The sequence below is a fragment of the Runella sp. SP2 genome (assembly GCF_003711225.1).
Classification (GTDB): domain Bacteria; phylum Bacteroidota; class Bacteroidia; order Cytophagales; family Spirosomataceae; genus Runella.
On record NZ_CP031030.1, the window covers coordinates 5380818 to 5402036 of the forward strand.

Consider the following 21219-nt stretch of genomic DNA (forward strand, 5'->3'; position numbering starts at 1 on the left):
TCAAAGATAGCAAACCTCCCGAAAATTATGGCCGCCATCACGTTTCAATGCCTTCCCTTCGACCAACTCAGTTTACGCCAATTGTACGACCTGCTTGCCCTTCGGATTGATGTGTTTATTGTTGAACAAAATTGTCCTTTTCACGATGCCGACGGAAAGGATTTTTACGCTTGGCATTGCCTTGGCTACGACGACGACGGGGCATTAGTCGCTTATACCCGTTTGTTTGACTTAAATCTATCTTTTGAAGGCTTTACCTCAATTGGACGAGTAGCTACTTCCGACAAGGTGCGCGGGCAAGGCGCAGGGAGACAGTTGATAGCGTACTCTATTGAGCAATGTGAAAAATTATTTGGGCACCAACCCATCAAGATTGGCGCCCAGCAATATTTGTTAAAGTTTTATGAGTCGTTTGGTTTCAAATCAACGGGCGAGGATTACCTCGAAGATGGGATTCCGCACACGATTATGATTCGGGAAGCTTAATCGAGGTTATCGGTTTTGATGTCTTCAAACTGTTCGACGTTCCCAAACGCGTAGTGCATTTTCTGACGGTCAAATTCTTTTTCGTGGTTGGCCAACCACACCGTTGCCACGGCATTTCCGATGAAGTTGGTAATGGCGCGGGCTTCGGACATAAAACGGTCAACGCCCAACAACAACGCCAACCCTTCTACGGGAATGGCCTTGAGCGCCGTTAGCGTCGATGCCAATACGATGAAGCCGCTGCCCGTCACACCCGCTGCTCCTTTGGAAGTTACCATCAAAATACCGATAATGGTCAGCATTTGGGTCAAATCCAAGTGCACGTTAAACACTTGCGCCAAGAAAATAACGGCCATAGAAAGGTAAATCGTCGTTCCATCGAGGTTAAACGAATACCCCGCAGGGACAACGAGCCCCACGACCGACTTCGAGCAGCCCATTTTTTCTAGTTTTTCCATCAAAGAAGGCAACGCTGCTTCTGACGACGAAGTCCCGAGTACAATCAAAAGCTCTTCGCGGATGTAGCGCAAAAACTTAAACAAGTCCACCTTCGCAGTCCTGAGGATGTACCACAGCACCACGCACACAAAAATTCCCATGGTAGTATAAACAGTCACCATCAGTTTTGCAAGGGGCACCAGCGTTTGAATTCCGTATTTTCCAATGGTGAAAGCCATTCCGCCGAACGCCCCAATCGGCGCAAGCATCATAACGCGGTGCAAGGCTTTGAAAATTACCTTGGAAATGGGCGCAAGGAAGTCGATTACTTTCTGCCGACCCGAATAATTACTTAGCACCGCCCCAAGCACAATCGCTACCGCAAGGACTTGGAGGGTAGAGTTATCCATAAAAAACTTCCACCAGCTAAAGGCTTCGGCGCTTTTGGTGTATTTAGAAATATCGCCTCCCTTGATTCCCTCCGTTGTTACACCATCACCTGGGCGGATGATATTGGCTACGATTATCCCAATAATCAGCGCAACGGTCGTTACGACCTCAAAGTACAACAACGCTTTGGCCCCCACTTTACCGACCTTCTTTAAATCACCCATCGAAATAATTCCCAACGTAATGGTGAGGAAAATAATGGGGTTAATGAAGAGTTTGACAACGCTGATAAACGTTTTGCCCAACATTTCGCTAAAAGTGGCTCCAATTTCAAGTTCTTGACCCAAAAACTTCCCTTTGATGGGTGCGTCCAATACTTTCATCAACGCCAAATCGGGTCGAAAATGGCCCAATAAGATGCCAATTGTGATGGCCGTCAAAACCCAAAAGGTCAGATTGGTGAAGAGTTTAGCGAGTCCAGAACGAGATGAAGTCGTTTGCATTGTAGATGTTTAGGGCTTATATTTGTTTAAAACTGATTATGTTATGACTACTACTCAGAAAGTACCGCGTCGTAAACGAAAACTTGAAAAAATCCCTTCCTACTTGGTTTATGAAACCTTGAATGGGAAAGTATTGCCGTACAAAGGATACAGAGACGTGCTAGAAAAAAAGAAAAAAACGGCTGAAATTATGGGTTGTAGTTCATTGCAAGGCATTTTGGTTAGTATTATTCATGGTTTTTTATTCATGTCTATCAATCGAAAACGGTATTTTTTGGCTACCAACGAGATTGGGATTCATATCAGTAAAAACACGAACCTAGCTAATGATATCGCTATTTTTGAAAAAGAAGGGTTGACGCTAAACAACCGTTATTTTGAGGTAGCTCCCAAAGTGGTAGTAGAGATAGACATCAAAATAGATATTGATCCCGACGATCACGATGAAAACTTTAGCTATATCATTGAAAAAGCACAAAAAATGCTTGAGTTTGGCACCGAAAGGGTGATTTGGATTTCGACCCAAACCAAAATCATTTTTGTTTTTTCAAAAACCGAAACATGGACCATGGTTCCGTTTGATACCAATATCCCCGTCTTGGACGATTGTATTCTCAACCTTGCTCAACTCATCAAAGAAGAAGGCATCGAAATCGAATAAAAATAGCTTATTTCTTCCCCCGTAGCCAAAGATAAAGAAAGATTTGACTACCGAAACAAAAATTTATAGCCCGATACAATGGCGTGTAGATGTGCTGAATCGGCCATCGGCGGAAAGGCAAAACGCGGTTGAGATAACATGACGGGGGAAAAGCTGGGTTGCTGCACATTCATCAAAGCCATGTGATACCCTGCCTCTTGCACAGCCTGTACGGTAGCTTGGTCGATTTCAGCCCTACTTCCGTAAGGATAAACAAAGAGCGATACCTCTTGCTTCAGTTCGGCTTCGAGGCGTTGTTTGGACACTTCCAATTCCATTTTTTTTTCTTCTTGCCCCAAAAAACGCAACACGCGATGGGTCTGCGTATGGGATGCCACTCTATGCCCCTGGCCTACCAAAGCCCGAATCTGCGACCAAGTCATAAAATCGTACCGAAGCCCGTCGGGTGAAGATACTTTATAGCTCCAGCCATTTTTTTGGCAGATTTCGCGCACAAGGCCATAAATATCCGCCAATTGATGTTGGTAAATATACTGTTTAAGCTGCCGTGTCAAGGCATTTATCCCTGCGGACGTTTCAGGAACTAGAAGCGGCGTTTGATAGTCGTTGAGGGGGAGCCAAACTTCTTGCGAAATGGCTTGGTGTAACAGCAAAAACAGATGGTCACGCCAAATGTAAGGCAAGTCTCCATCGACCATGGCGGGGCAAATCGCAAACAGCGCCGACACGTCGTGCTTTGCTAAAATAGGCGCCAACACCTCATAGTTGTTACGCATCCCATCGTCAAAGGTCAAAAAGATGCCTTTGGCGTTTGGGTTTTCTAATTCCTGAATGGGCTGTACTCGAAAGTGTTTTTTTAAGAAATGGAGTTGTTTGTCGAAGATGGCTGCGGTCACGTCAACATTGTACGTATCAAACGCGGGTAAAACACTGACAGGTAGCACATTATGATACGAAATAATGCCTCGTTTTCGTCCCGCCAAAGCTTGGTAGAGGTGGCTCAGCCCCGTGTAGTACGAGGCTGTCAGCCAGCTATCTCTCACAAAATGTTTGATGCTTTTCAACGCCTTACTTACTCTTTGCTTTGTCAAAAAAGTTTCTCATAAAAAGCAGTTGGTAACTAATGGCGTTGTTCCAATAAGGCCAATTATGCCCCCCTGGACGAGAGATATAATCGTGCGGAATATTGCGTTCAAGCAATTTGTCGTGCAGGTTGTTGTTGACACGGTAAAAGAAGTCTTCGCTGCCGCAATCAATGATGAGTGCCAGCGAGTTGGGGGTGAGCAAATGTACCAAATTGATAACGGTATTTTTTTCCCAAAGCTCGGGGGCTTCAGCGTATTTGCCCAAACGCTTGGCCATGTCCCAGTTGTTAGGAAAAGGACGAATGTCCACGCCTCCGCTCATACTCCCTGCCGTTCCAAACACGTCTTGGTGTTTAAACGCCAAATAAAGTGCACCGTGTCCGCCCATGCTCAAGCCCGTAATTCCGCGCCCTTCGCGGCTTTTGATGGTTTTGTAGCGACCATCAATCCACGAAACCAGCTCGTTAGAAACATACGTTTCGTAACGCATTGTTGGGTCAACGGGGCTATCCCAGTACCAGCTCGAAAACGCGCCGTCGGGACATACAATAATCGTTTGATATACATCCGCCATACGCTGCATGACAGGGGCTTTTTTAATCCAATCGGCATAGTTACCGCTGTAACCGTGCAATAGGTAAACGACGGGAAACTCTTTGGCGCCATCGTACGAGTCGGGTGTGAGTACTACCGCTTTGATGTTTTTTTTCATCGAAGGACTGTACGTTTCTACCGTATCAATTTTTTCGGCCCATGCAGACGTACTACACAAACCAATAACGAGAAAAAGTGCGATTTTTTTGAAAGGTATCATCAGGTTATCCAACTATTTGAAGTGTTTATCGGCAAAGTTCAGGTATTGTTTCCAATCATACAAGGTGACATCGTGCCCACCCTCACGAATATGATAGCCGATTTGTCCTTGCACCGACTGGTTCAGTGGGGGGATGGTTTGGGCAGGAAGTCCTGTTTTTCCCAAAAACAAATACACGGATTCAGCAGCTTTGGCGGCCGCAAATTCTCCTTGCGGGTCTGCACCTTTGTCGTCCACGGCACTGGCGATGTAAATAGGTCGCGGCGCGACGAGCGAAATCACTTGGTGCTGGTCGAAGGGCAACAAGGTATCTTTGTCCATGTATTTCTTAAAACTAGCAGCGTACCAGTGCGGAAAAACCGTACAAAGCCGACGAATATTTTCGCCTACGCCACGGTGGAATAACTTGGCTCCTCCCGCGCCCGATTCGTTACTTATGACCATCGCAAAACGCTCGTCAGTAGCTCCTGCCCAAAGCGCCGCTTTTCCCAAACGCGACCAGCCAAATACCGCCACGCGTTTGGCATCAATCGCTTTGTCGGTCACAACATAATCCATGGCACGGCTCAGTGCCCAAGCCCAAGCCGCAATCGTCCCAAAGTTATCCTCTCGGCCTTGGTAGTCGGGATAAATGGGGTGAATTCCCTTCTGAAAGCCCGTTTTAGGATCGTCAGAAGCAATGTCTTCGCGATAAGCTGTGATGAGGGCGTAGCCCCGCGCAATGATTGTATCAATCGGCCATTGAACGGCATTCACACCCCGACAAGCTTCGGTAGCGCGGTGGTCGGTTACACACGACAGCTTTACATAGGGGTTTCCTTTGCCCGATTCCACCCAACTCGTCGTGATTCGAATAGCAGGATCGGGATGAACAGCGTGGTTTCCCCAGAAATTCAGTCCCAAAATGGCGGGAGCAGGTCGTTTGCGGTGATTGGGAACATACATCAGCAAATCCATCCGTGGGCCATCGGCTTTTCCACTAAAATAGACCGCAATTTGCTTCCGAGTAGCTTTGCCATTCAGGGCGTTTTTATCCACGTCAAATACTTCAAACCGCATTTCTTTGGGACGCGGCGGGGCTTGCCCGTACATTTCTGAGGTAAACATCCGAAACAGCTCGGGGCGGCGCTCGTTATGCCACTGTTTGGCATTTTTTACGCGTTTTCCGTTGGCCAAAACAAGCGGGTCTGGAAGTGCCTTTTGTGCCCAACCCAGACCCGTACTTACTACAAAAAATAGACTTAAAAATCGTGATTTTATCATGGTTTATACTTCTGACATTTGCTGCGTCAGCACTTCAAAGGCTTTTTTGGCTTCGCTATCAAAATTAGTCCAACGGCCTTCAATCGACAATCCGCCACGGTATTTAATTTTTTTCAATGCCTTGAAGTATTCTCTAAAATCATCGCCTACGACCCCAGGAGCGGTACGGTTTTGTTTTTCGGCAATGTGGCAGTGTACGATGTATTTGCCATATTTAACAATTTGCTCAGGGCCTTCGTTGTCTTTGAGCATGTGGTAAATATCGCACAACAACCGAAAACGAGGGTGATTGACGGCTTCGATAATTTCAACTCCTTCGGCCAAGCTGTTAATGAAATTAGTCTCGCTGCGATTGAGGGGTTCTAAGGCCACCGTAATCCCGTGTTTTTCGGCCAACAGTGCCATTTTTTTGCTCACTTCTGTATGTTGTTCTTTGGCTTTCGCACGGTCAAAACCCTCGGGAATGGTGCGCGATGCACTACTTCCAAACACGACGTAAGGTGTACCACATTCTTTGGCGCGTTTAAATGCCAAATCAGCTCTTTCCAACAAAGCTTCGTGGTTGGCGTTAGGCCCTACTGATTTGATACTTCCTGGAATAAACGATACGTACGAGCGCAACGGTACACCCGTCGTTTTGAGGGCTTCTACGTTTTTGGCATATTGTTCGTCTCCCCCTTTGTCAGGAATCAAAAAACGACCGACGTTTTCTTCGACGTACGAATAACCAATGCTTTTGAGCAACGCCGCTTTGTCGTACGACGTACAAATACCCAACGGCAGTGAAAGTTTGCGGCTTTCTTCCGCCCAAAGTGCCGCCTCGGCCAAAGAACTTGATGCAAGGATGCTTCCAACGGCTCCCGCGCCTAATTTTAAGAAATCTCGACGGCTACTCGTCGTGTGTTGTAGTGGTTTCATTCGATGCAAGGGATTATAGGTAACAGAAGGCGCAAAGCCTGTTTTTTTTACTACTTATTTCGACACAATTACATCCGACAAGCGCGATGCGGGGGTCACTTTCAGGTCTTCAATCACCCCGTTTTTGATACGCCCTTCAATCGTCGTTTGGTAGGGTGCGTGTAATTTAAACGTAGCATTCCAGTCTTTGGGCCATGCAGGGAGCAAAACTATTTTTCGACCGTTGGTTTGCAGCAGCATTTCTTGCAGCCCAATCATAGCTGAACCACCCCAATTATGGTCGGGCGTCCAGTCAAAACCTGGCCCCCAGAAAGTCGGGAAACGTAAGTCGGCATCTTTAAATTTGCTTCGAGTAAGTTCTGCGGCTTCTTCCACAAGCCCAAGTCGTGCCGCAAAAATGTTGTGTTGACGCCAGCCTACGTGGCTTTTATATTTCTGAACGTGCGGGTCGTGACGATAGGTGTTTTGGGCAACTTCCAACTCAGGCTTTCCTACCCCATACAGCCCCCACGGAAATACGGGATACAACTGCGGCGCTTCGGAGTTTTGTACCCGCATCCACGCCACGGCGGGAGCCAGGGTTTTATGTCCGTCGATTTCCTGCAAAGGCAAGGGGGGCAAACGTTCCAACATCGTCGTCCACTTTTGGCGCTGCGAAGTGGATAAATAACGGTCGGGAAGCTCAAGCATACGCGTCAAAATCACTTTCAAAGCCGAAATCACCGTGGTAGAATTGTAGGTCATTTTGTACGTCTCGCAAGCCGAACTTGGGTAAAACACGTACTGACCTTTTTCATCAAATGCCTTGGTACCGCGTTGCTTGGCAAGCCCTTGGTAATGTTCATCAAAAAACGTCAGGCAGCTTTCGATAAAAGGCACGTACATTTCAATGTTTCGGTTTTCGTAGCGCTCCGTTTCGAGCATCATCAGGCAAAATTCAAACACCGTATCCAATTGGTATTCGAGCCACGCGTTGTATTCCATTCCTGCATCGTAGCCTTCGGGGCGCTTGTAGCCGTACTCAAAGGGATTGGGCAAACCAAAATTTTCGATTTGCTCAGTAAAACACGCTCCATTGTGGTTCCAATACACTTTTGAACGCAGCTCGGCATTGGTCTGCGAACGTAAATAAAAGTCAAACTGGGGTTTCATCAACTCAAAATCGCCGCTTTTGAGCATCGGAAAATACACCAATCGCTGGTTTTGGGCGGTCATGGTTCCTCCGCCCCACAGGCGAAAATCGGGCGTATGGTTGTATTTTTTATCCACAAATTGTGGGTCAAATGTGAATAACCCACCGTTAAATTTCGTAGGCCACTGTCCAAACGCGTTGCAGCCCAATTGATAGCGAAAAAGGTGGTAATTGCGCGAAATAGTACTGTCTTTTCCCTCAATAAAAATGTAGCTTCGTTCCCAAAACTGTTTCCACCAAGCACGGGTCTGCGCCAAGGCCGTTGGTTGAGTTTGGGTAACTTCTTGCTGTCGGCGAACTACCGTATTTTCCCATTCAGCGAGGGTGGAGGTGGGTGCTGTGTTCAACACCACTTCTAGGTGTTCGGCACGGACGGGACGCGAGGTTTCTAAGTTCCACGCTTTAAAATCAGTATCAAGGTACTTGCCCGTGGTAATGCCCGCGGGCCGCATGGTACGGGAACGCACCGCTCCCCCAAACGTATTGTTTTTGATGGGGTTATACAGTTGCGATTTTACGGACTCCATCCCTTCTAGCCGCACCGTAAAATCAAAAAGATTGGGTACGTCGTCGCGGTTTCGGTGGTAAAACCACAGTTCGTTGCCACGAAAAGCGATTTCGTCTTTGTACGTTTTTAGGTCAAATTTCTGGGGTGTTTTGTAGGAGTTTTCGCGAATGGCCGTTCCTTGCACCAAACGGTCTTCGTAACGCCACGATTCGTACGCGGCTTTGACCTTGACGGGCTTGTCACTTTGCAACTCCGCGTGCACCACCGAACGAAACACATCCACCCACAAGTGCAAGCGCGTTTTCCCACCGCTTATGTACACCCCTCCGTCTTGAAGCCGAAGTTCTTGCTTAAAATCAGGGCCTGTAAACGGATTAGGAGACAGCCGAAGGCGTATCCGCCCCAGTTTGAGCATGGCGTTGTTTTCGTCGAACGTACCACTTTGGGAAAGGTAAAAAAAGACGTCGCCGTCTTCGACCCACACATTCAAGCCGACATCTCCCCCACCACAAGGCATGGATTCAGACGAGTTTTTGCTCGGAGTTTTCCAAACAACGTTGTAATTAGAAAGTTTAGCTGGTTGGGCAAAGGTAGAAAGGCAAACTCCCCAGCCAAAAACGGACAAAAGTAGATGGGTTCGTAGCGTCACGATGAGAGGCAGGATTAAGAAATAACAAAGGTTGAGTCCAAAAATACCTCATTGGTTCTAGCCTCCCGTCCTGCTACCTCCTGTATGGCGTCGGTTTCTCCACAAGTGTTGCGTTGGTTTTGAAACGTCGCGTCGGTTTTGAGAAACCGACATCACGAGCGTGCTGGTGGTTTCTCAAAACCACCACCGAGGTTTCTTAAAACCTCGCTTCAAGACGCACCAATTATTTTTTCCAACACACATACACGTTCTCATCCGCCATGAGTCCGTAGTGTTTCCAGTCGATTTCTTGCACGTAAGCACTTACCTCTACCCTAAAACCTGCGGCGGCAAGGCGGTCGGCATAGTCGCGGCCATAGCGGCGAACGTGCTGGTGAGCCCCCGCGATTCGTTTCCGCTCTTCGGGCGTCAGGTGCTGGGTTTCTACGGTTTTTTCCATCGAATTATTCACCGCACCTTGAATAATGGCGTAGCCGTTGGGTTTGAGCACCCGATAAATTTCCCGCATTCCTTGGGCATCGTCAGGCACAAGTTCAAAGACGTGATTACAAATCACGACGTCGAACGTGTTATCGGAAAATTGAATACCCGTCACCGACATAACGTGGTCGGGCAGTACCCCGATGGCGTCGATGTAGGTCGTCATCAAATCGGCCGTTTCGTACTGAAGTTGGGGGTGCTTACGGATTTGGTCGTGCAGGCATTTTTCGGGGGCAAAGTGCAGAATTCGTTTTTTCCCCGTAAAAAAATCGGTCTTATTTTTTAAATACAAATACACCAAACGGTGGCGTTCGAGCGACTTACAAGTATAACAAAGGGCATTGGGGCGATTGAAAGGCAAAAATTGGCTGTACGTACTTCCACAAATAGGACATTCAACGTCGTTGCCTAATCCATACACCGTGGCTCTCGCCGAAGCCTGTAATGCTCTTAATTGTTTACGGCCTGCGGGGCCAATCACCGACTTGAGAAATGCTTTCAACACCAATAGTGGGTTTTGTTTTTAAATGAATACGTCGGGGTATGAGTACCCCGACGCACTGTTTTGGTACCCCGATGAGTTTTTATACTACCCCGACGTATTTTTTTACACCGTAAAGCTATCCGACTCTAGGTAGGCTTTAATGAGTGCCTCTTCGCCTTCTTTGCCAGGTTTTGAGTTTCCGTGTTCCATTCCAAAAATAAAGTTTTGGTTGTTGGCCTTCATTTTGGTGTAAATATGTTTGAACACGTTTTTATAGTTGATTTCGCCCGTCGTTGGCTCTTTACGTCCTGGGTTATCGCCAATTTGAAAATAACCGATTTCGGACCAGCACCAGTCGATGTGCGGAATGATGTGCCCTTCGGTTTTTTGCATATGGTAAATATCAAACAAAATCTTGCAAGCGGGACTATTTACGGCGCGGCAAATTTCGTAGGTCTGGTCAGACGTTTGCAAAAACAAATTAGGGCTGTCGCTCAAGGGTTCCAACACCATCGTCAAACCGTGAGGCGCCAAAATATCTGCCCCTCGGCGAAGCGCATCAATCACGTGTCCCGTTTGAATTCCAATTGGAAGATTACGTTCAAAATCGCCCGGTACGACCGTCATCCACTTGGCATTGCAGCGTTTGGCGGTTTCTACGGCGCGCTTACAGCCGTCCAAGAAAATGTCAATGTGTGCTTGTTTGCCCGCCGCGAGGGTATTCTGAGAATTTCCTCCTTTGTCCACCACAAATACGCCCATGGTCATCCCCAACTTCGCCAAAGTTTCGCCGATTTTGGTTTGAATTTCCACTGGACGCCCCATCATCCCGTTGTCTTCCAAGGCCGTGAAGCCATTGTCGGCCATGAACTTGAGTTGGTCGATAAGGTCTTTCCCTGCACTGTTTTGGAACATGCCAAAGTGAGGGGCATAGGCCAATTTAAAATTATTTTTTGCTTTAGGAGTCATAGTATTAGCCGTGGCTACACCGCTCACTAGCGTAGCTGCCGAAGCCGTAACAGCCGTTTTTACAAAATCGCGACGAAACATAGTAGTTATAGATTATAAGGTGCTGTTTCCAAAAGCATGACAAGGTTTTTTTCTAATCTTTACGAACTGCTAGACGTGCGGTAGAACTACTTCAAACGTACTTCCTGCCCCCAATTGGCTCACGACTTTTATAAATCCACGGTGCATGTCCACAATCCTACGGCATACCGACAACCCAATGCCGTATCCTCGAAAAGTAGTAGCGTTTTTGGCACGATAAAGTGGTTCAAAAATTCGCTGGGTTTCGTTTTCAGGGATGCCAATGCCTCGGTCGGTGACTCGAATGTAGCAATTTTGTTCGTCAAAGCCGATTTTTACGTCGGCGCGTTTATCTGGCGAATATTTGCAGGCATTGTCCATTAGATTATTAAGCACCGTTTTCAGCAAAGGCGCGTTTCCAAGGACGGTAATGTCCTGCTCATTTTCGGGAATATCTTCAAAGTCAATGTGAATCTGGTAATCGGTGCGGAGGCTTTGAAGTTCTTCTTGGGTCTGAAACACCAGCTCATCCAAACGAATGGACTGAAAGCTCATCGTGCGTTCTTCTTTCTTTTCAGATTGCGCCAGCTGCAACAGGCTGTTAGTCAACTGAATTAGCCGTTGCGCATCGTTCAGAAGCGAGTCCAAGACTTTTTGATACTCTTCGGGTGTACGTTCTTTTTCGAGAGCGATTTGAATTTCTGATTTTAAGCCTGCCAATGGAGTTCGTAGCTCGTGCGAGGCGTTCGAGACAAAGCTCCGTTGAAAATCAAACGATTGCTCCAACCGTTGAAGCATTTGGTTGAAGTTAATAGCCAATTGGGCCAACTCGTCTTGGCGATTGCCTTCGTTCAATTGCTTTCGCAAGTTATAAGCCGTGATGGTACTAATCTCGCGGTTCATGGCCGACAATGGCTTGAGCGACTGTCCCGCAAAAATAAAGCCCAACACAATCGTGATGAGAATACCAAACAAAAAACTGTAAATCAACGAATCCCGCAGGCGCTGAAGCTGGGTATTCCCCAGTTCATCTTCCGCCGAAGTCATCAGTACCAGTTCGCCTTTTTCGGGGTGGGTGTACATCAAACCTGCTACTAGCAACTTCCCGTTGGCGGTTTCAACGTATTTGTTTTTTCGAACAGATTTTAGCAAATCAGCATTGTAATAATAATTTTCGGCGCTGTCGGGGTCGTAGCTGGCATAGACGATTTTGTCTTCGTCGTTAAACATCAACACCTTTTCTCCGTACAGTTTTGACAAGGTTTCTTTGTCGAGGATTTTCAGAATTTTCTTGTTGTTCGCCGCTATTTTCACCAGCAAATCGGCCCGCGTGAGCGCGCGGTCACACAAGTTTTTGTAGAACTCGTCTTTACGGTTTTGCTCCGCCACGTAATAAAACGATACCGAAAATGTGGCCAAAATGGCGGCAATAATTACCGTAAATTGAAGGGCTATTTTGGTCCTGATTTTCATTCGTTTATGCAGTTTTATGCCTTTATAACCTCTCGAAAGTCTAATATAACCTCTCGAAAGTTTTGAACTTTCGAGAGGTTGCTTTACCCAAACAACGTCGTTACAACATCTTTGAGTTTCGAGAGTGTTTTTGCGCCTTTACCAGGTTCTACGACTTGTTTTCCCCATTCGTACCACACGCCATCGCCTAGGTTAAAATATAGACCATTTCGCTTGGGTTTTTGACTTGAAGCATTGTCAGTAAGCCAGTTAGGCGCATATACAGTTTCCATCAACGAAGGCAGTTCTTGCCACGGATAAAAACGCAATGATGTTTTTCCATCCACCACGCGTTTGACTTGTGCCGTCCTTGTGCGAAACGACGCCGTCAACTGTGCTTCTCTGGTCCCTTGCGAAGTCGCGTCAATGATTTGCATTTCAAACGGGCGTTCTTTTTCCGATGTTTCATAAATCGCCTGAAGCAATTCTTGGGCAAAATAGAGCCAATCTTCGGTGTTTTTCGGCTGACCTTTTTTCGTCGTATCTGTTTCCCACTCTAGGGTCAGAAAGTCCAATTCTTCATCTTGAAGCATACTGCCTCCCATCTGGGTTTTCTTGAGAACTTTTTCAAGCTCGTCAGACCACACTTTTTCAAGTGTTCCTTTCCACTGATAATCATCATTATCGGTAAACCCTTCTGCTTCAATTTCATCGGCATCGAGTTCGTCGCGGTGGGTATATGTCAATTTTAAATCGACATTGATGGTTTGCTCAGTCGGAAGAATGCGCAATACGTAGCGATATGAGTAAGGTGGCGGAAGTTGCGCCGAAGTTTCAAATTGGATAGTCAGTTTACGAAAAGTTGCCATTTAGCGTATATTTTCCTCAAAGGTACGGCGCTTATCTACTTTGCCCGTGGGTGTTTCTACAAATTTTTTAACAAAATACACCTTTTTAGGGAGTTCGTAGGTCAAAAGCTCAGGTATTAATCTCGTTTGAAGTAGTTCGCTATCAAGTTTTTTTTCACTTTCTACTACTAAAATCAGTTTTTGTCCTAAGCGTTCGTCGGATTCCGACCATGCAAAAAACCGCGAAGCAATCAGCTCCGTTTTTTCAACGGCACGTTCTACTTTCTCCAGCTGAATTTTGACTCCTCCCGAATTAATAATGTTATCAGCGCGCCCCACTATGATGAATTTTCGAGGCGCCAAAAACTCCACCACATCGTTGGTTTGAATCCATTGGTGGTTGGTTACTGCCCCGCGCAGACGAAGGCAGCGGCGTTCGTCGGTAGCGGCTTCAACTCCTTCCAAAAGCCGATAGCTATCTGTTGCCTCTACTCCGTTTAGTCTTCGCAGCGCCACGTGCGATACCGTTTCGGTCATGCCATAAGTACTAAATATGGGCACGCTAAGCCGCTGAATACCTTCGAGCAATTGTTGGGAAACAGGAGCTCCTCCCACAATGATAACGCCCAAGGTATTTAGAACCGAGGCTTGTCCTGCATCCAACATTGCTTGCAATTGGAGCGGCACTACCGCCACAAAATCTATTGATAAATCATGGGGCAGCGAGGCAAACGGCTGCGAAGAAGGCGCGACGATGTGCATCGTCAGGCCTAATTCCATTCCACGCACGAGCATCATCGTTCCTGCAATGTAACCCACATTGAGGCACACCAAGGCTTGCTGACCCGTCCGCAAATCCAACGCACGCTGCGTAACGCGGGCACTGGCTTGCATTTGGACGCGCGTCAAGGTAATAGGCTTAGGAGTGCCCGTCGAACCCGATGTATGCAGCACAAAAGTCTCTTGCCCCGAGGCGTACAAACGACAAAACTCCCACGCCTGTCGAAAATAAGCATCCTCGGGCACGGGAGTTTCAAAAATATGTTGGGGTACTAAAGTATAGAACATAGACTATGGGTAAATACGAATATCGCCCGTCGATGGGTCGTACGAGGTTTTGTACCGCGTCAATGGCTTAGTGGCTGGCCCAGTTTGCACTTCTCCCTCGCTCGAAAACACTGAGCCGTGGTTAGGGCACAGAAAAGTATTGTTTGAGACAATGTAGTTGACCGCCGTTCCTTCGTGGGTACAGGCTTGCGAAACCGCGATAAACCCACCCTGCTGCGTACGTGCAATAATTACTCCATTGGTTCGGACAAAGCCTCCTGCATTGCGCAAAGCCGTAAATGTACCATTATTGATGTTCACAGAAAAATCAGTGGGAGTCGTCGGATTGGGGTCGGGACTAGCACCTGTATTACATCCCGACAAACACTGTTGAAGTACAATAGCTCCAAAACTTACCCCCACTAGGCGAAAAAACTCTTTTCGGTCAATCGTCGTTGCTTCCGTTTCCATAGCGTTATTGATATTTTTTTGTAGTTTTCAATGTTTTTTAATAATCGAACTTAGCATTATAAACGCTCACTTCCGTAGCTCTTTAAAAACGTAACTGAAACAAAAAGATTGTAACTATGAGAACTTGGCTTGGGATGGTATTGAATTTATTTTTTTGTGCGGTGGTGTCGGCCCAAAACCTTGTGACTTCCAATTTGCCCCTTGTCATTATTGATACCCAAGGGCGGTTGATTGTGGATTCGCCCAAAATCAACGCGCAAATGAAAATTATTTACAACGGCCCTGCCCAACGAACAGCCCCCTCAGATGCAGCCAACGTTTATCAAGGCATCGCAGGAATTGAGTTTCGCGGGTCATCGTCTCAGCTTTTCCCAAAAAAATCGTACGGATTTGAATTTCGGGACGAAAAAGGCGACGGTAAAGAAGTTGCGCTGTGTGGGATGCCCAAGGAAGAAGACTGGCTTTTGTTTGCTTCTTACAACGAAAAAAGCCTTTTACATAACGTCCTTGCCATGAAAATGGCCCGCGATTTGGGGGTGTATGCCAGCCGTACGCAGTTCGTCGAAGTCATCGTTAATGGACGTTATGAAGGGGTGTATGTTCTTATGGAAAAAATCAAACGGGTCAATGGGCGATTGAACATTACCAAGTTATCTGACCAAGACAACAGCGGCGATGCGCTTACGGGGGGGTATATCTTTAAGGTTGACAAACCAACGGGTTCGGGCGGGTCGATAGGTTGGTTTTCTAAAGTCAACTACAGTGGCCGCATCCAGTACTTGTACGAATATCCCGATTTTGACGAAATTACCCCGAACCAAAAAGCTTACCTCATCGCCAAAGTAGATAGTGCCGAAGCAGCTTTGAATGGTACTCAGTTCAGAGATCCTCAAGTAGGCTACCGTCGGTTTTATGATGGAATTTCTTTTGCGCGCATCTTTTTGGTCAACGAAGTCTCCCGCAACGTGGACGGCTACCGCATCAGTACGTTTTTTCACAAAGACCGCGACAGCAAAGGCGGAAAAATAAAAGCAGGTCCCGCTTGGGACTACGACTTGGCCTTTGGGAATGCCGACTATTGTGAAGCACCACTTACTTACGGCTGGGCGTATTTGTTTGGAAACGTCTGCCCTAGAGACAATTGGCAAGTACCCTTTCATTGGAAGCGAATGCTCGAAGACCCCGCTTATGTCTCGGAGCTCAACGACGAATACCAACGAATGCGCAAAGGTGCTTGGAAAACCGAAACGCTTATGTCGTATATCGACTCACTGGCGACCGTTCTTCAAGAGGCTCAACAGCGGAATTTTCAGCGGTGGCCCGTTTTGGGTCAATATGTTTGGCCCAACCCTACGCCCATTCCATCCACTTGGGCAGGCGAAGTCCTTGAACTCAAACAATGGCTCACGCAGCGCCTCGCTTGGATGGACATGAACATACCCGGTACGCTCACCGCCGCTGACCCCACTCCCATCCACGAAGTAATCGTCGAAGTAGCGCCCAATCCTTTTACTGACGACGCCCGACTTCTCTTTAAAGCTCCGCGCCCAATGGAGATTTTGGCAGAAGTTTTTGACCTCAATGGCAAGCTAATTACCAGTAAGTTTCAGTACTTGTCGGTCGTTCCAACCACCGTCAGTATTCCTATTCAAGGACCTTCGGGCACGTACGTATTACGCGTTCATACGCCTACCGAAATCATCCGAAAGCAGTTGGTAAAACAATAGAACCGTTCATTGCCTCATTCAAAAGGCGGGATTATTTCTAGCGCATTCGCTTCTCCTTCTTTTATTTCAAACAATAGATGTTCGAGTCCATTGCTAATCAGCAAATAGGGTGCTTTTAGCACGGCGTTGTAGCGAATGGCTTGGTCGAGGACGGCATCCGTGAGGGGAATGTGAACAGCCTTACACTCCACCAACAAAAAAGGCGCACCCGAGCGGTCGTACACCAAAATATCGGTACGCTTAGCAAGTTGGTTGTACTGCAAGCCACTTTCGGTACGAATCAAGGATTTTGGGTACTGATGGTGCCCTATCAACCAGTGCAAGACGTGCTGCCTCACCCACTCTTCGGGCGTGATAAGCAGGTACTTACGCCGAATTACGTCGAAGATATGAGGTTTTCCCGCAATTTTCGTAACTTTGTAATCAAAGGGGGGCAAATTTAGCTCAACCATACAGAGGAGGATTTGTAAGGGCATCTTACAAATCTTTTTTTTAACCTATTCTCCCCAAAAATCAACACAAAACCAATGAAAAGCAAAGAAGAAATCGTAGAAAATTGGCTCCCACGCTACACAGGAACTCCGCTGGAGGTCTTCGGAGAATACATTTTGTTGACCAACTTCATCAATTACGTACAAATGTTTGCCGATAAGTACGGGGTCGAAGTGTATGGTCGCGACCGTGCCATGCAAACCGCAACTGCCGATAACATCACCATCATTAACTTTGGGATGGGCAGCGCCATGGCGGCCACGGTGATGGATTTATTGTCGGCCATCAATCCCAAGGCAGTGCTGTTTTTGGGAAAATGTGGTGGATTGAAAAAAACGCAAATCGGGGACTTGGTACTTCCGATTGCGGCCATTCGCGGCGAAGGAACAAGCAACGATTACATGCGACCAGAGATTCCTGCGTTGCCCTCTTTTCGTTTGCAACGGGCCGTGTCGTCCATGATTAAAAAGCACGAGTTAGATTACTGGACAGGTACGGTCTATACCACCAACCGCCGAATTTGGGAACACGACGAGACATTTAAAGAATACCTTCGCGAAATCAGAGCGATGGCGATTGACATGGAAACGGCGACCATATTTACCGTTGGGTTTGTCAACCAAATCCCCCATGGCGCATTGTTGTTGGTTTCTGATAACCCACTGGTGCCAGAAGGGGTAAAAACCGAAGAGAGTGACAAAAAAGTAACTTCTCAGTTTGTAAACCGTCACCTACAGCTTGGCATCGACTCCTTGGTGGAACTAGCCAGTTCAGGCGAATCGGTCAAGCACTTACGTTTTGAATAAGTGCTTGCGCGTGGTTAGTTCTTAACAATTAGCCGTTACGTAGTTGGGCAAAAGTTTTTGGGTTTTATTATTTTGGCTGTATGCGACCTAAAAAATTTTACTCTACTCAGCTACAATTGCCATAAATAAAAGGAAGTGAGATTTTTGTAGCGACCAAACTGCAAAAAACTCCACTTCCCATGATCCAACGGCTCACCGACGAAATTATGAGCGTTTTATCAGCGTACAAAACAAATCAAATACTTAAAAACCAAATTGGTTACATAAAACCAATCTACGACCTACTCCCTGCTAAAGGCAGATAAAACGGAGAGAAATCCACTATGGAGACAAACAAAGACCTAAAATCAATTGGGAATATTGAGTTGGTTTTTCTAAAACCAGAAGATTACCAAGAGATTAAAGAAATGATGATTGAGACCTATTCCAGTATGCCTAATGCCTACTGGAAAGAACATCACATCAAAACCTTGATCACTATTTTTCACGAGGGGCAAGTGGGCATCAGAGTAGATAATGAGTTGGCTGGGTGTGCCTTATCCATAATTGTTGACTACGAAAAAGTTGACTCTAAACATACATACAAAGCAATCACGGGAAATTACAGCTTTAAGACCCATACCAACGAAGGAGATGTTTTGTACGGAATCGACGTATTTATAAAACCAAAGTTTCGGGGCCTGCGATTGGGAAGGCGTTTGTATGATTACCGAAAAGAGCTTTGTGAAAAATTAAACCTTAAAGGAATAGTGTTTGGAGGCCGAATTCCTAATTATCATAACTATTCCGCTGCCATTTCTCCTAAAGAGTATATTGATAAGGTGCGAAACAAGGAAATACACGACCCTGTGTTGAATTTTCAATTGTCGAACGACTTTCACCCTGCCCGCATCCTGCAAGGGTATTTGGAAGGCGATAAAGACTCCAACGAATATGCCGTACTGCTGGAGTGGGATAATGTTTACTACGAGAAAATCACTGATCAGGCGGCCTTTAAAAAGTCAATTATCCGATTAGGCCTGATACAATGGCAAATGAGGTTATACAATAACTTTGAGGAACTTATGCAGCAGGCTGAATACTTTGTGGATGCCGTATCGGGCTACAGGTCTGATTTTGCCCTGTTTCCTGAGTTCTTCAATGCCCCTTTGATGTCTGATTATAATCATCTCTCCGAACCAAAAGCCATCAGAAAGTTAGCCGAATATACGGAGCGCATTGTGAATCGCTTTTCTGAACTTGCCATCTCCTACAATATCAACATCATTACCGGCAGTATGCCGGAGGTCGTTGATAATCATCTGTACAATGTGGGGTATTTATGCAAAAGAGACGGGGGAATTGAGCGATTCGAAAAATTGCACGTAACCCCCGATGAAGCAAAGATATGGGGCATGCAGGGCGGCAACACCATCAAAACCTTTGATACCGATTGCGGAAAAATAGGCATCCTTATTTGCTATGATGTGGAATTTCCCGAGTTAAGCCGCATTTTAGCTGAGGAAGGAATGCATATTCTATTTGTGCCCTTTCTGACCGACACTCAAAACGGATATTCAAGGGTGAGAAACTGCGCTCAGGCAAGAGCCATCGAAAACGAATGTTATGTCGCCATCGCTGGAAGCGTAGGAAACTTGCCGAAAGTACACAACATGGATATTCAATATGCTCAATCCATGGTTTTTACCCCCTGCGATTTTTCGTTTCCTACTAATGGAATAAAAGCGGAAGCTACCCCCAATACCGAAATGATTTTAATTGCTGATGTGGATATTGATATGTTACGGGAATTAAATCAATTTGGAAGTGTTCGAAATTTAAAAGACAGAAGAACGGATATTTATTCAATAATACGTAAAAACGAGGTCAAAGAGAAGCAATAAGGGTGCCGACACGCTGCGAAGCCAATGGCGAAAAAGCAGGCAATCGAAATATTTATTGCTCCAGAGGAGCCAAATCTTCGCAGAAAGAAGCAGGCTAAAAACAAAGCCCCATTGAGTTGACCAATGGTCAACTCAATGGGGCTTTGTTTTTTTGCAGCTAACGACACGATTAACTGCGTACAAGCGCTTAGTTACAGTAATCGCTGATTACTTTATAAGCCTGGGTATATCCTAATTCTCCCGCTTTCGACAAGTCTAAACAGCCGCCATTTTCGTCGCCAAGGCTGTGTTTGATAAGCCCACGCACGTAGTATGCTTCTGCGTGTTTAGGGCTCAATTTGATGGCACTTGTACAATCTTGGATAGCTCCTCTTTGGTCGCCAATGGCAGACTTAATCATTCCACGCGTAAAATATGCTTCTGCGTAAGTAGGGTTAAACTCAATTGCTTTGTTCAAGTCGATAATCGCACCTTTGCCATCGCCCTGTTTGTTTTTACCAACTCCCCGCGCAAAAAACGCCTCCGAACGCTCAGTCGAAAGCTCGTTGATTTTGTTTTTCTCTTGCACTACTTCACGAAGCTGGTCTAAAATAGAGCGGCTAATGCTTCCCATATAAACCACTTTTGTATCAGTAGGTGTGTTGTTAATATCAACGGCTTTGTTCAAATCAGAGATAGCATCGCGTTGGTTACCCAATTTGCTTTTGCTAAACCCACGTCCATAATAAGCACGGTGGTTTTGTGGATCAAGACGAATCGCTTGGTCAAAATCAACAATTGCTTCTTCGTATTTCTCTAACTTACTACGAGAAAAACCACGGTTGTAAAACGACTCAGCATCCTCTGGTTTCAATTCGATGGCTTTGCTGTAATCGTTTACGGCACCCGCAAAATCGTTCAATTTAATTTTCACATAACCACGTCCTGACAATGCTGATGGGCTTTTAGGGGTCAAATCCAATACGCGAGAGAAATCAACCAAAGCACTTGGATAATCTTCCAATTTTGTTTTGACCGTACCACGGGCAAAAAGCGCGCCTGCGTTGTTTGGTTCCAACTCAATCGTACGGTTCAAATCTTGCAATGCTCCACGGTAGTTTTCTACGCGAGCACGGTTAACCCCGCGTTGATAATACCCTTGTGGATCGTCAGGGTTCAATTCAATAGCCCGTGAAAAGTCTTGAATGGCAGAACGAAAATCGTCTTGTTTGGCTTTGCTCGCCCCACGGTAGAGGTACGCGTCCGAATACTTAGGATTTAATTCGATAGAACGGTCAAAATCTAAAATTGCCCCACGGTGGTCTTTCAGATTCGCCTTCGCCATGGCGCGGTTGTAGTAGCTAGGGGCGTTTTCTGGGCTCATCGTGATAGCCAAGTTAAAGGCTTGGAGAGCGGCTACAAAATCGCCTGATTTACTTTTATTAACACCTTCTTCAAAATACTCCGCGGCAGTTTTTTGAGCTTTCAAAACATGAGTAAATGCCATAATACAGGCAAAAACAAACATAAAAGTTGAGCGTTGCTTCATAGCAATACGTAAAAAAAGTTTGATGAATATTGGGATTGGCTTGCCAAAACTACCGATTTTTAGAC

Annotated in this window: 19 protein-coding genes; 5 read left to right on the forward strand and 14 right to left on the reverse strand. The window is 46.2% G+C overall.

Annotated features, from left to right (window positions below):
* Positions 1–27: 27 nt before the first annotated feature.
* Positions 28–486 carry a GNAT family N-acetyltransferase gene (locus DTQ70_RS21650; RefSeq protein WP_122932748.1) on the forward strand — a complete coding sequence of 153 codons (459 nt, stop codon included), beginning with the start codon at positions 28–30 and terminating at the stop codon, positions 484–486.
* On the opposite strand, the gene DTQ70_RS21655 is transcribed toward DTQ70_RS21650, so the two are convergent.
* Complete coding sequence (locus DTQ70_RS21655; protein ID WP_122932749.1) at positions 483–1817, reverse strand: cation:dicarboxylate symporter family transporter; 1335 nt, start codon at positions 1815–1817, stop codon at positions 483–485. The two genes, DTQ70_RS21650 and DTQ70_RS21655, sit on opposite strands and share 4 nt — an antisense overlap.
* Positions 1818–1860: 43 nt before the next feature.
* Here DTQ70_RS21655 and DTQ70_RS21660 point away from each other — a divergent pair, with 43 nt between their 5' ends.
* Complete coding sequence (locus tag DTQ70_RS21660; protein WP_122932750.1) at positions 1861–2478, forward strand: Uma2 family endonuclease; 618 nt, start codon at positions 1861–1863, stop codon at positions 2476–2478.
* Between the two features lie 47 nt (positions 2479–2525).
* On the opposite strand, the gene DTQ70_RS21665 is transcribed toward DTQ70_RS21660, so the two are convergent.
* The 11 genes from DTQ70_RS21665 to DTQ70_RS21715 form a co-directional block, all read right to left on the reverse strand.
* Positions 2526–3569 carry a polysaccharide deacetylase family protein gene (locus DTQ70_RS21665; RefSeq protein WP_164490146.1) on the reverse strand — a complete coding sequence of 348 codons (1044 nt, stop codon included), beginning with the start codon at positions 3567–3569 and terminating at the stop codon, positions 2526–2528.
* Complete coding sequence (locus DTQ70_RS21670) at positions 3547–4377, reverse strand: alpha/beta hydrolase family protein (protein ID WP_122932752.1); 831 nt, start codon at positions 4375–4377, stop codon at positions 3547–3549. The genes DTQ70_RS21665 and DTQ70_RS21670 overlap by 23 nt, the downstream gene beginning before the upstream one ends.
* Positions 4378–4389: 12 nt before the next feature.
* Entirely contained in the window at positions 4390–5640 is a 1251-nt protein-coding gene (locus DTQ70_RS21675) for a S9 family peptidase (RefSeq protein ID WP_122932753.1), read from the reverse strand.
* 3 nt (positions 5641–5643) lie between these two features.
* Positions 5644–6558, reverse strand: coding sequence for a sugar phosphate isomerase/epimerase (locus tag DTQ70_RS21680; RefSeq protein ID WP_028523678.1), 915 nt, complete (start codon positions 6556–6558; stop codon positions 5644–5646).
* A gap of 54 nt (positions 6559–6612) precedes the next feature.
* Entirely contained in the window at positions 6613–8907 is a 2295-nt protein-coding gene (locus DTQ70_RS21685; protein WP_122932754.1) for a DUF5703 domain-containing protein, read from the reverse strand.
* 223 nt (positions 8908–9130) lie between these two features.
* Positions 9131–9889, reverse strand: coding sequence for a class I SAM-dependent methyltransferase (locus tag DTQ70_RS21690; RefSeq protein WP_164490147.1), 759 nt, complete (start codon positions 9887–9889; stop codon positions 9131–9133).
* A gap of 105 nt (positions 9890–9994) precedes the next feature.
* Positions 9995–10921, reverse strand: a complete 927-nt coding sequence (locus DTQ70_RS21695; RefSeq protein WP_122932756.1) for a hydroxypyruvate isomerase family protein — start codon at positions 10919–10921, stop codon at positions 9995–9997.
* A 69-nt stretch (positions 10922–10990) separates the two neighbouring features.
* The gene (locus DTQ70_RS21700; RefSeq protein ID WP_122932757.1) at positions 10991–12373 is read right to left on the reverse strand and encodes a HAMP domain-containing sensor histidine kinase; all 1383 of its coding nucleotides are present in this window, start codon (positions 12371–12373) and stop codon (positions 10991–10993) included.
* A gap of 83 nt (positions 12374–12456) precedes the next feature.
* Complete coding sequence (locus DTQ70_RS21705; RefSeq protein WP_122932758.1) at positions 12457–13221, reverse strand: hypothetical protein; 765 nt, start codon at positions 13219–13221, stop codon at positions 12457–12459.
* Positions 13222–14268, reverse strand: coding sequence for an AMP-binding protein (locus DTQ70_RS21710; protein WP_122932759.1), 1047 nt, complete (start codon positions 14266–14268; stop codon positions 13222–13224).
* A 3-nt stretch (positions 14269–14271) separates the two neighbouring features.
* Positions 14272–14718, reverse strand: coding sequence for a ubiquinol-cytochrome c reductase iron-sulfur subunit (locus DTQ70_RS21715; protein ID WP_122932760.1), 447 nt, complete (start codon positions 14716–14718; stop codon positions 14272–14274).
* A gap of 116 nt (positions 14719–14834) precedes the next feature.
* Between DTQ70_RS21715 and DTQ70_RS21720 the strand changes: the two genes are divergently transcribed.
* Positions 14835–16445, forward strand: a complete 1611-nt coding sequence (locus tag DTQ70_RS21720) for a CotH kinase family protein (RefSeq protein WP_122932761.1) — start codon at positions 14835–14837, stop codon at positions 16443–16445.
* Between the two features lie 14 nt (positions 16446–16459).
* On the opposite strand, the gene DTQ70_RS21725 is transcribed toward DTQ70_RS21720, so the two are convergent.
* Positions 16460–16921, reverse strand: coding sequence for a type I restriction enzyme HsdR N-terminal domain-containing protein (locus DTQ70_RS21725; protein WP_310588004.1), 462 nt, complete (start codon positions 16919–16921; stop codon positions 16460–16462).
* 51 nt (positions 16922–16972) lie between these two features.
* On the opposite strand from DTQ70_RS21725, the gene DTQ70_RS21730 reads away from it, so the two are divergent.
* Positions 16973–17743 (forward strand): AMP nucleosidase, encoded by a 771-nt coding sequence (locus tag DTQ70_RS21730; protein WP_028523667.1) that lies wholly within the window; start codon positions 16973–16975, stop codon positions 17741–17743.
* Between the two features lie 323 nt (positions 17744–18066).
* Entirely contained in the window at positions 18067–19626 is a 1560-nt protein-coding gene (locus tag DTQ70_RS21735; protein WP_122932763.1) for a carbon-nitrogen hydrolase family protein, read from the forward strand.
* A 187-nt stretch (positions 19627–19813) separates the two neighbouring features.
* Here the strand turns inward: DTQ70_RS21735 and DTQ70_RS21740 are convergent, their stop codons facing one another.
* Entirely contained in the window at positions 19814–21154 is a 1341-nt protein-coding gene (locus DTQ70_RS21740; protein WP_122934512.1) for a tetratricopeptide repeat protein, read from the reverse strand.
* Positions 21155–21219 lie beyond the last annotated feature (65 nt).

Excerpts from the sequence above, each read along its gene's own strand:
- DTQ70_RS21710 (WP_122932759.1), bottom strand. The coding sequence starts at position 14,268 with ATGTTCTATACTTTAGTACCCCAACATATTTTTGAAACTCCCGTGCCC.
- DTQ70_RS21730 (WP_028523667.1), top strand. The coding sequence starts at position 16,973 with ATGAAAAGCAAAGAAGAAATCGTAGAAAATTGGCTCCCACGCTACACA.
- DTQ70_RS21655 (WP_122932749.1), bottom strand. The coding sequence starts at position 1,817 with ATGCAAACGACTTCATCTCGTTCTGGACTCGCTAAACTCTTCACCAAT.
- DTQ70_RS21650 (WP_122932748.1), top strand. The coding sequence starts at position 28 with ATGGCCGCCATCACGTTTCAATGCCTTCCCTTCGACCAACTCAGTTTA.
- DTQ70_RS21700 (WP_122932757.1), bottom strand. The coding sequence starts at position 12,373 with ATGAAAATCAGGACCAAAATAGCCCTTCAATTTACGGTAATTATTGCC.
- DTQ70_RS21705 (WP_122932758.1), bottom strand. The coding sequence starts at position 13,221 with ATGGCAACTTTTCGTAAACTGACTATCCAATTTGAAACTTCGGCGCAA.
- DTQ70_RS21735 (WP_122932763.1), top strand. The coding sequence starts at position 18,067 with ATGGAGACAAACAAAGACCTAAAATCAATTGGGAATATTGAGTTGGTT.
- DTQ70_RS21660 (WP_122932750.1), top strand. The coding sequence starts at position 1,861 with ATGACTACTACTCAGAAAGTACCGCGTCGTAAACGAAAACTTGAAAAA.
- DTQ70_RS21720 (WP_122932761.1), top strand. The coding sequence starts at position 14,835 with ATGAGAACTTGGCTTGGGATGGTATTGAATTTATTTTTTTGTGCGGTG.
- DTQ70_RS21740 (WP_122934512.1), bottom strand. The coding sequence starts at position 21,154 with ATGAAGCAACGCTCAACTTTTATGTTTGTTTTTGCCTGTATTATGGCA.
- DTQ70_RS21695 (WP_122932756.1), bottom strand. The coding sequence starts at position 10,921 with ATGTTTCGTCGCGATTTTGTAAAAACGGCTGTTACGGCTTCGGCAGCT.
- DTQ70_RS21670 (WP_122932752.1), bottom strand. The coding sequence starts at position 4,377 with ATGATACCTTTCAAAAAAATCGCACTTTTTCTCGTTATTGGTTTGTGT.
- DTQ70_RS21715 (WP_122932760.1), bottom strand. The coding sequence starts at position 14,718 with ATGGAAACGGAAGCAACGACGATTGACCGAAAAGAGTTTTTTCGCCTA.
- DTQ70_RS21680 (WP_028523678.1), bottom strand. The coding sequence starts at position 6,558 with ATGAAACCACTACAACACACGACGAGTAGCCGTCGAGATTTCTTAAAA.
- DTQ70_RS21725 (WP_310588004.1), bottom strand. The coding sequence starts at position 16,921 with ATGCCCTTACAAATCCTCCTCTGTATGGTTGAGCTAAATTTGCCCCCC.
- DTQ70_RS21675 (WP_122932753.1), bottom strand. The coding sequence starts at position 5,640 with ATGATAAAATCACGATTTTTAAGTCTATTTTTTGTAGTAAGTACGGGT.